At 55.0% G+C, this 7,280-nt stretch carries 3 protein-coding genes and 2 tRNA genes; 2 read left to right on the top strand and 3 right to left on the bottom strand.

Annotation, left to right across the window (positions count from 1 at the left end; genetic code table 11):
- Positions 1–74 (top strand) — tRNA-Met (locus ABD827_RS04455).
- Between the two features lie 54 nt (positions 75–128).
- Positions 129–205, top strand: a tRNA-Met gene (locus ABD827_RS04450).
- Positions 206–396: 191 nt separating this feature from the next.
- On the opposite strand, the gene ABD827_RS04445 is transcribed toward ABD827_RS04450, so the two are convergent.
- From ABD827_RS04445 to ABD827_RS04435, 3 genes are all read right to left on the bottom strand, one after another.
- Positions 397–933, bottom strand: a complete 537-nt coding sequence (locus ABD827_RS04445) for a cell division protein ZapC domain-containing protein (protein WP_344962729.1) — start codon at positions 931–933, stop codon at positions 397–399.
- Between the two features lie 105 nt (positions 934–1,038).
- Positions 1,039–2,061: a quinone-dependent dihydroorotate dehydrogenase gene (gene pyrD / locus ABD827_RS04440; RefSeq protein WP_344962727.1), complete on the bottom strand. Its 1,023-nt coding sequence runs from the start codon at positions 2,059–2,061 to the stop codon at positions 1,039–1,041.
- Between the two features lie 49 nt (positions 2,062–2,110).
- Complete coding sequence (locus tag ABD827_RS04435; RefSeq protein ID WP_344962725.1) at positions 2,111–6,946, bottom strand: NAD-glutamate dehydrogenase; 4,836 nt, start codon at positions 6,944–6,946, stop codon at positions 2,111–2,113.
- Positions 6,947–7,280 lie beyond the last annotated feature (334 nt).

Here is a 7,280-nt window from a genome sequence, read left to right as displayed (position 1 = left end):
GGGATGGAGCAGTCTGGTAGCTCGTCGGGCTCATAACCCGAAGGTCGTCGGTTCAAATCCGGCTCCCGCAACCAACTTAAGCAAGCAGTACAGCAAGACCAGAAGTAGTAAAAAGCGTAAGTAATGGACGCGGGATGGAGCAGTCTGGTAGCTCGTCGGGCTCATAACCCGAAGGTCGTCGGTTCAAATCCGGCTCCCGCAACCAACTTGAGCAAGCAATCCCCTCCCCTGTAATATCCCCTTGTTTATTTATTCCCAGAAATATCCAACTTCAAGCTATCAGCTATCAGCTATCAGCTATCAGCTATCAGCTATCAGCTATCAAGTCAGTTTATGAGCCAGGTTGTTAAAGCCAAACATTGTTTTTCTTACCGCTAATCGCTTACAGCTGTCTTTTTACCCCACTTTCCTGATTTCTTCTTCCCGATAAGATGCTTCCAGGCTGATGATCCTGTCGTTCATCACCTTGATGGCAGCGAACGTCGGTAGTTGTTTGCTGTTCGCCAGGAACTGATCTCCCGACAAGGACATGCAGACCGTCGCCGACGGCGAGGTTTCCACCACCATCATGGTCAGTAGTTCGGTCTGGATATCGAGCGCAATCAGCTCTCCCAATTGCGGTTGATGGTAATCGGCCTGTGGCTCGAAAAACCAGCTTTGTGGCATCAGGGGTTTATAAAAACGGGCAATGGCAACGCCGTTCAGGGCAGCCTGTACCCGTTGTGCGGGCGCACGGATCGAAGACAGCGTATCGAGAAAGCGATAATAAAGACCGGCATCTTCGACCGAAAAGCACTGATCCATCGTTTCCGGACACACCAGTTGTTTTTTGAGGTAGGGCGTGCTGAACAGCATCTCCGCACCCAGATCCAACATAAGGTGTCGATCCTCGCCCATAAACCAGCGCCAGCAATCATTTGGTTGTAGTAACATCCCAGTCACACCTTGTGAGAATAAAATGATGATCTTGCTCCCCAATACCTTAATTTATATTGTATTTCGGCGTGGGGAGCAAATAGTCACGGCCAATAATATCCGTTACAGATGACGAGCCAGACGCTGAACCAATGCCGGGCCCTGATAAATAAAGCCGGAATAAACCTGTACCAGGCTGGCACCGGCGGCCATTTTTTCTCGGCCGGCGGTCAATGAGTCGATCCCCCCGACGCCGATAATCGGCAGTCGACCATCGAGGCGGCGCGACAACTCCTTGATCACCAAGGTGCTTTTGTTCTGCACCGGTCGACCACTCAGGCCCCCTGCTTCATGAGCATGCGGCAGGTCGAACACCAGCTCCCGATCCAGGGTGGTATTGGTGGCAATAACGCCGTCGAGCTCGAAGCGCACCAGGCTATCGGCCACCTGCTCGATTTCTTCCGTCGACAGATCGGGCGCTATCTTGACCAGCAAGGGTACCTGCTTGTTATGTTGCTCGGCCAGTTGCCGCTGTTTTTGCTTGAGCGAAGACAGCAAGTCGTCGAGTGCCTCGCCGTATTGCAGCGAGCGCAGGCCCGGCGTATTGGGCGAAGAAATGTTCACGGTAATATAACCGGCATGGGCATAGGCTTTTTCCATGCAAATCAGGTAATCGTCTTTGCCATGTTCGATAGGCGTATCTTTATTCTTGCCGATATTAATACCCAGCACACCGGTATAACGAGACTGCCTGACATTTTCGATTAAATAATCGATACCGTTATTATTGAAGCCCATGCGGTTGATAATGGCGTCGGCTTCCTTGATACGGAACAGGCGCGGTTTTTCATTGCCCTGCTGCGCGCGTGGCGTGACGGTACCGATTTCAATAAAACCGAACCCCATGGCGGCGAAGGCATCGATGCAGTCCCCGTTCTTGTCGAGTCCGGCCGCCAGCCCGACCGGATTATCGAACGTCAGCCCCATCAGCTCTACCGGATTATGAATGCTGGGCCGACGATACAAGACCGCCAGCGGGCCGTGCTGAGACTTGGCCAGCCCCTTGATGGTCAGTTCGTGCACATGTTCGGGATCACATTGAAAAAGCAGGGGTTTAACCAGTGAATACACGTATTTCTTCCTCATAAAAAAGCCCCGGTCATGGCCGGGGCTTTTGTGTTTTACACCGTGATATTTAGACGGCGTTCATACAATTGAGATGGAGCAGATTCAGCTCGCGCATGGCGACAGAGAATTGGGCAAACTCATGACTGCCGGACGCTTTAAAGTCCGCCAGCAGATGACGCCAGCGATTCAGTAACTGTTCATGCTCATCAAGCCACTGGTCGAGCATGTTAGCGCATTCAACCTTGGCTTTACAGCGTTTCAATACCACTGATGTCAGGCTGCGCTGCTGATAATCCAGATCTTCCCGGAAGGCGGCCCGGGCCAGCGCCTGCCAGTGGTTGCCCACCGCCTGCTTGTTGATCTGCTCCAGGAACCAGTGCAACTGCAGCTCGGCACCCAGATGGAAGTACAGCTCGGCCACCACCCGAATATCCCGCTCCTGCTCAACGGCTATCTGGGCCAGATCCAGCGCCGAGAACAAGCTGCTCATTTGAGTCACTCGTTCGGCGATAGAGGTCGGCACTTCCTGCTTTTCCAGCCTGGCGACGTCTTGCTGGTGCTCCTGGACCTCGGACTCCACCATCACCTGATAAAGATGCTCGGTCAGGGTTGCATAGGCCGGCTTGAACAGATCTATGGTCTGTTCGATGCTCTGGTTACGGTTGCGCGAACGCAGGAACCAGCGGGTCGCCCGGCGAACCATGCGCCGTACCTGATAGAACATCTCCAGCTGGGTTGCGGCCGCCACCTTGTTGTCCAGCGCTTCAATATCACGCAGCAACTGGTTCATGCCGAATACTTCACGGGCAATCATGAAGCTGATGGCGATATCGCACATGCTGGCGCCGGTTTCATCCTGCAGCCGGTTGGCGAAGTTGAAGCCCATGTCGTTGACCATGATATTGGCCAGACGGGTGGCAATAATTTCACTGCGCAGCGGGTGCTCCATCAGCGCGTCACCGAACCGCTCCACCAGTTTGGCCGGCATGCTGGTGGGCAGCAGGCGGGCAATGTAGTCGTTATCGGTCAGCTCGGGCACGTTGAGCGTGTCCTTCAACACCATTTTGCCGTAGGCCACCAGTATGGCCAGTTCGGGACGGGTCAGACCACGACCGGCGGCCATGCGCTCGGCCAGTTCTTCATCGTTGGGCAGGTATTCCAGGTTGCGGTCGAGTTTGCCTTCCCGCTCCAGCCAGTGCATGAAGTGCTGATGCTCCTTGAGCGGGCTGGCACCACGATGCGCGGTAATGGAGATGGTCTGTGACTGACGATAAGCGTTGGTCAGAACTATGTCGGCCACATCCTGCGTCATGTCGTACAGCAACTGATCCCGGTGTTTCTTGGTCAATTCACCCTTGTCGACCAGGGAATTGAGCAGGATCTTGATGTTAACCTCGTTATCCGAGCAATCCACCCCGCCGACGTTGTCGGTAAAGTCGGTATTGATGCGCCCGCCTTTGCCGGCATATTCAATACGGCCCAGCTGGGTACACCCCAGGTTACCGCCTTCGCCCACGATGCGGGCACGCAGATCTTCACCGTTAATACGAACGGAATCGTTGGCGCGATCGCCCACGTCCGCATCGGTTTGCCGGCGTGATTTGACGTAGGTACCGATACCGCCATTCCACAGCAGATCGACCTCGGCCATCAGCAGGTGACGGATCACCTCGGTCGGGGTCAGGCTGGCTTTCTGGGTACCCAGCAGTTTCTTCATCTGCGGGCTGAGCTTGATGGACTTGGCCGAGCGCAGGAAGATGCCGCCACCGTCGGAAATCAGGCTGCGATCATAATCGTCCCAGCTGCAACCCGGGGTATTGAACAGGCGCTGCCGCTCCTTGTAGCTGCCGGCGGCATCCGGCTCCGGGTCGATGAAGATATGCAGATGGTTGAAGGCCCCCACCAGACGGGTATGTTCGGACAGCAGCATGCCGTTACCGAACACGTCGCCGGCCATGTCACCCACACCAACGGCGGTAAAGTCGGTCTGCTGACAGTCGATGCCGATTTCCCGGAAATGGCGTTTCACCGATTCCCAGGCGCCGCGGGCGGTAATGCCCATTTTCTTGTGATCGTAACCAACAGAGCCGCCGGAGGCGAAAGCATCGCCCAGCCAATGGCCGTACTCGGCGCTGATTTCGTTGGCGATGTCGGAGAAGGTCGCGGTGCCCTTGTCGGCCGCCACCACCAGGTAGTAGTCGTCTTCGTCGTGACGCACCACATTCCTGGGCGGAATCACTTCGCCCTGAATGATGTTGTCGGTTACGTCGAGCAGGGCGCGAATAAACAGACGATAGCAATTCTGGCCTTCCTTGAGGAAGGCGGCTCGGTCACCGACCGGCAGTTGCTTGCAGACGAAACCGCCCTTGGCACCAACCGGCACGATAACGGTGTTCTTGACCTGCTGCGCCTTGACCAGGCCGAGCACTTCGGTACGGAAGTCTTCCCGACGATCGGACCAGCGCAGGCCGCCCCGCGCCACCTTGCCCCAGCGCAAATGCACCCCTTCCACTCGCGGCGAGTAGACGAAGATTTCGAACTTGGGCAGCGGCAACGGCATGTCGCTGATGGTTTCGGGCGCCATCTTGAACGAGATATAGGGCTTGTCGCAGCCATCAACGGCGGGCTGATAGAAGTTGGTTCTCAGGGTCGCTTCAATCATCTCCATGTAACGGCGGATGATACGGTCATCGTCCAGGTTGGCGACCTTGTCGAGCTCCTCCAGCATTTCCTGATGCAGCGCCTGCAGCGCCTTGACGCTTTGCTTGTGAACGGGCGACAGCCGCTGTTCAAACAGCGTGAAAAGCAGACAGGCCAGGTGCGGGTAACGGGACAGGGTTTCCTCGATATAGCTCTGGCTGAAGGTGACCCCGGTCTGGCGCATATAGCGGGCATAGGCGCGCAGTACGCTGACCTCGCGCCCGGTCAGCCGGGTGGCCAGCACCAAGCGGTTGAAACCGTCACTCTCCAGCTCGTTACTCCACACCTGGGCAAAGGCCTTCTGGAACCGTTCCTGGGTGGCGTCCAGATCGAGCGGTGCACCGTTGTAATACATGGAGAAGTCGAGGATCCAGAAGGTATCACCGGCACAGTCGATTTCATGCGGCGTTTCACCAATCACCCGCAGCCCCATGTTTTCCAGCATCGGCAAGACGTCGGACAAATGAATGGGCTCGGCTCTGTGATACAGCTTGAGGCGTACTCGGTTGGAGTCCTTGTCTTCTTCCTGCGCCCGGTAGAACAGCATGCCCAGCGGGTTGTTATCGCTCAGTGCTTCCAGTTTTTCGATATCCCCCACCGCAGAGCCGGGCATCACATGCTCGGTATAGGCGCGCGGAAAGGCATTACGATATTTTTCTTTCAGTCGATTGCTTTCGGCCTCGCCGAAGCTGACGGACAGCGACTGTTCCAGCTTGTCTTCCCAGCTGCGCGCCGCTTCAATCAAATTTGCCTGAATGTCGTTCACATCAATATCCATCGAATTGTTCGGCACCCGAATCAAATAATGGGTGCGGGCCAGTACGCCTTCCGAAAAGTAGGTAGTGAATTCCACTTCTTCTTCCGAGCCGAAATAACGCTGCAGTATGCGCTGGGTTTTTTCACGCAGCGCCGTGTTGTAGCGTTCCTTGGTGACATACACCATGCAGGAGAAGAAACGGCCAAACAGGTCGCGACGCACAAAGAGCCGGGTCATGTCCCGCTCCTGCATGGCCAGTACGCCCATGCCGATATCACGCAGCTCTTTTTCGGTCGCCTGAATCAGCTCATCACGCGGATAGGTCTCCAGAATATTGAGCAGCGCCTTGTAGGCATGCGAGCCGTGCTCCAGGCCGGAGCCATCGATGATGCGTCTGAGCTTGGCGCCAATCAGCGGAATCTGCATGGCACTGGTGTTGTAGATGCTGGAGGCATAGAGGCCGATAAAGCGATCTTCCCCCACCACATTACCCTTGTCGTCAAAACGCTTGACGCCGATATAATCGATATAGGCGGGTCTGTGTACCCGGGATTTGTGATTGGTCTTGGTCAGGACCAGAATATCCTTGCTCAGCGCCGCCTCGCGCGCGGTCGAGGTCAGGCTGCTGAACTTGAGGCTGTCGTCCTTTTGCACATGACGCAGCAAGCCCAGGCTGGTGTCCTGCTCGGGTACCAGCTCGTAGTCACCTTCGATGGCGGAAATATGGTAGCGGCGGTAGCCCATCAGGGTAAAGTTGTGATCGGCGACCCAGCTCAGAAAGGACAGGGTTTCTTCCAGATGTTCCGGGTTGGCGCGCTTGGCCTGCCTGGGCAGTTCCTTGATGATCTCGCCGAAGCGTTCCACCATCGGCTGCCAGTCACCCACCATCAGCGAGACTTCTTCGACTACCGACAGCAATTCGTCACACAGTTGCTCCCGGGTCTTTGCCTGGGGCTGCCTGTCGATTTCGATCAAAAAGGCGGTTTCGACCCGGTTCTGTTTTTTCTGCTCGCTGCTCGACAGTATCTGCTGCAGCTTGCCCTGCTCGTCGCGTACCAGATGCATCGGCTGGTGCAGCATCAGATGGGAAGTAATGCCCATGCGGGTCAGTACCATGCGGATGGAGTCCACCAGGAAAGGCGCGTCTTTGATAATCAGTTCGACGATGGTGTGAGGGGACTGCCAACCGTGACGGGACAATTCGGGATTGTAGACGCGAACATAGGGCGTTTGTTCGGCGCGAGTTTCAAAAGAACCCCACAGGCTGATGGCAGCACCATACAGATCGCTATCGTTACGATGGTTCAGATCGTGGTGGGTCATGCCGCTATAAAGCTTGCTGACAAAAGTGTTTACCAGGGGCGCGGCATTATCGGAAAACTTGTCGGCTATCAGTTGATTCACATTTTCAAGTAAAACGGACGTTGCTGCGTCTTTAAATATCATGGCGTCGTGTTCCTCGGATACAGGCAATGACCATGGGGAAGTGGAGCCCCAACGGGACCAAAACAGTGTAAGCCCGGTATATATCGAATGCGAGTAAAGCAGGAGAAAAAGGTTTCAAAATATCGACTCGATCACTAGTGGGCAGAATATACACAAAGCATAGAAAAACATTTGCAAAATAATCATCTAAACGTAAATGAATTGTTTCAGTGTTATTTTGAATAATTAGGCGCGTTATTTATTTAATTTGTGGGGTTAACGAATAAAATAACATCACAGGCACTATGCCCCTGCGCGAAAGTGGTAACGAACATGAAATAACATGAATGAAAGC

Origin of the sequence: Oceanisphaera sediminis, from assembly GCF_039539745.1 — a bacterium.
Lineage (GTDB): Bacteria > Pseudomonadota > Gammaproteobacteria > Enterobacterales > Aeromonadaceae > Oceanimonas > Oceanimonas sediminis.
Note: the sequence above shows the minus strand (reverse complement) of the source record. Positions and strands in the feature narration are given on the sequence as shown.

What these genes read in the sequence shown, in the direction of transcription:
- pyrD (WP_344962727.1), bottom strand. Translation starts at nt 2,061, where the DNA reads ATGAGGAAGAAATACGTGTATTCACTGGTTAAACCCCTGCTTTTTCAA.
- ABD827_RS04445 (WP_344962729.1), bottom strand. Translation starts at nt 933, where the DNA reads ATGTTACTACAACCAAATGATTGCTGGCGCTGGTTTATGGGCGAGGAT.
- ABD827_RS04435 (WP_344962725.1), bottom strand. Translation starts at nt 6,946, where the DNA reads ATGATATTTAAAGACGCAGCAACGTCCGTTTTACTTGAAAATGTGAAT.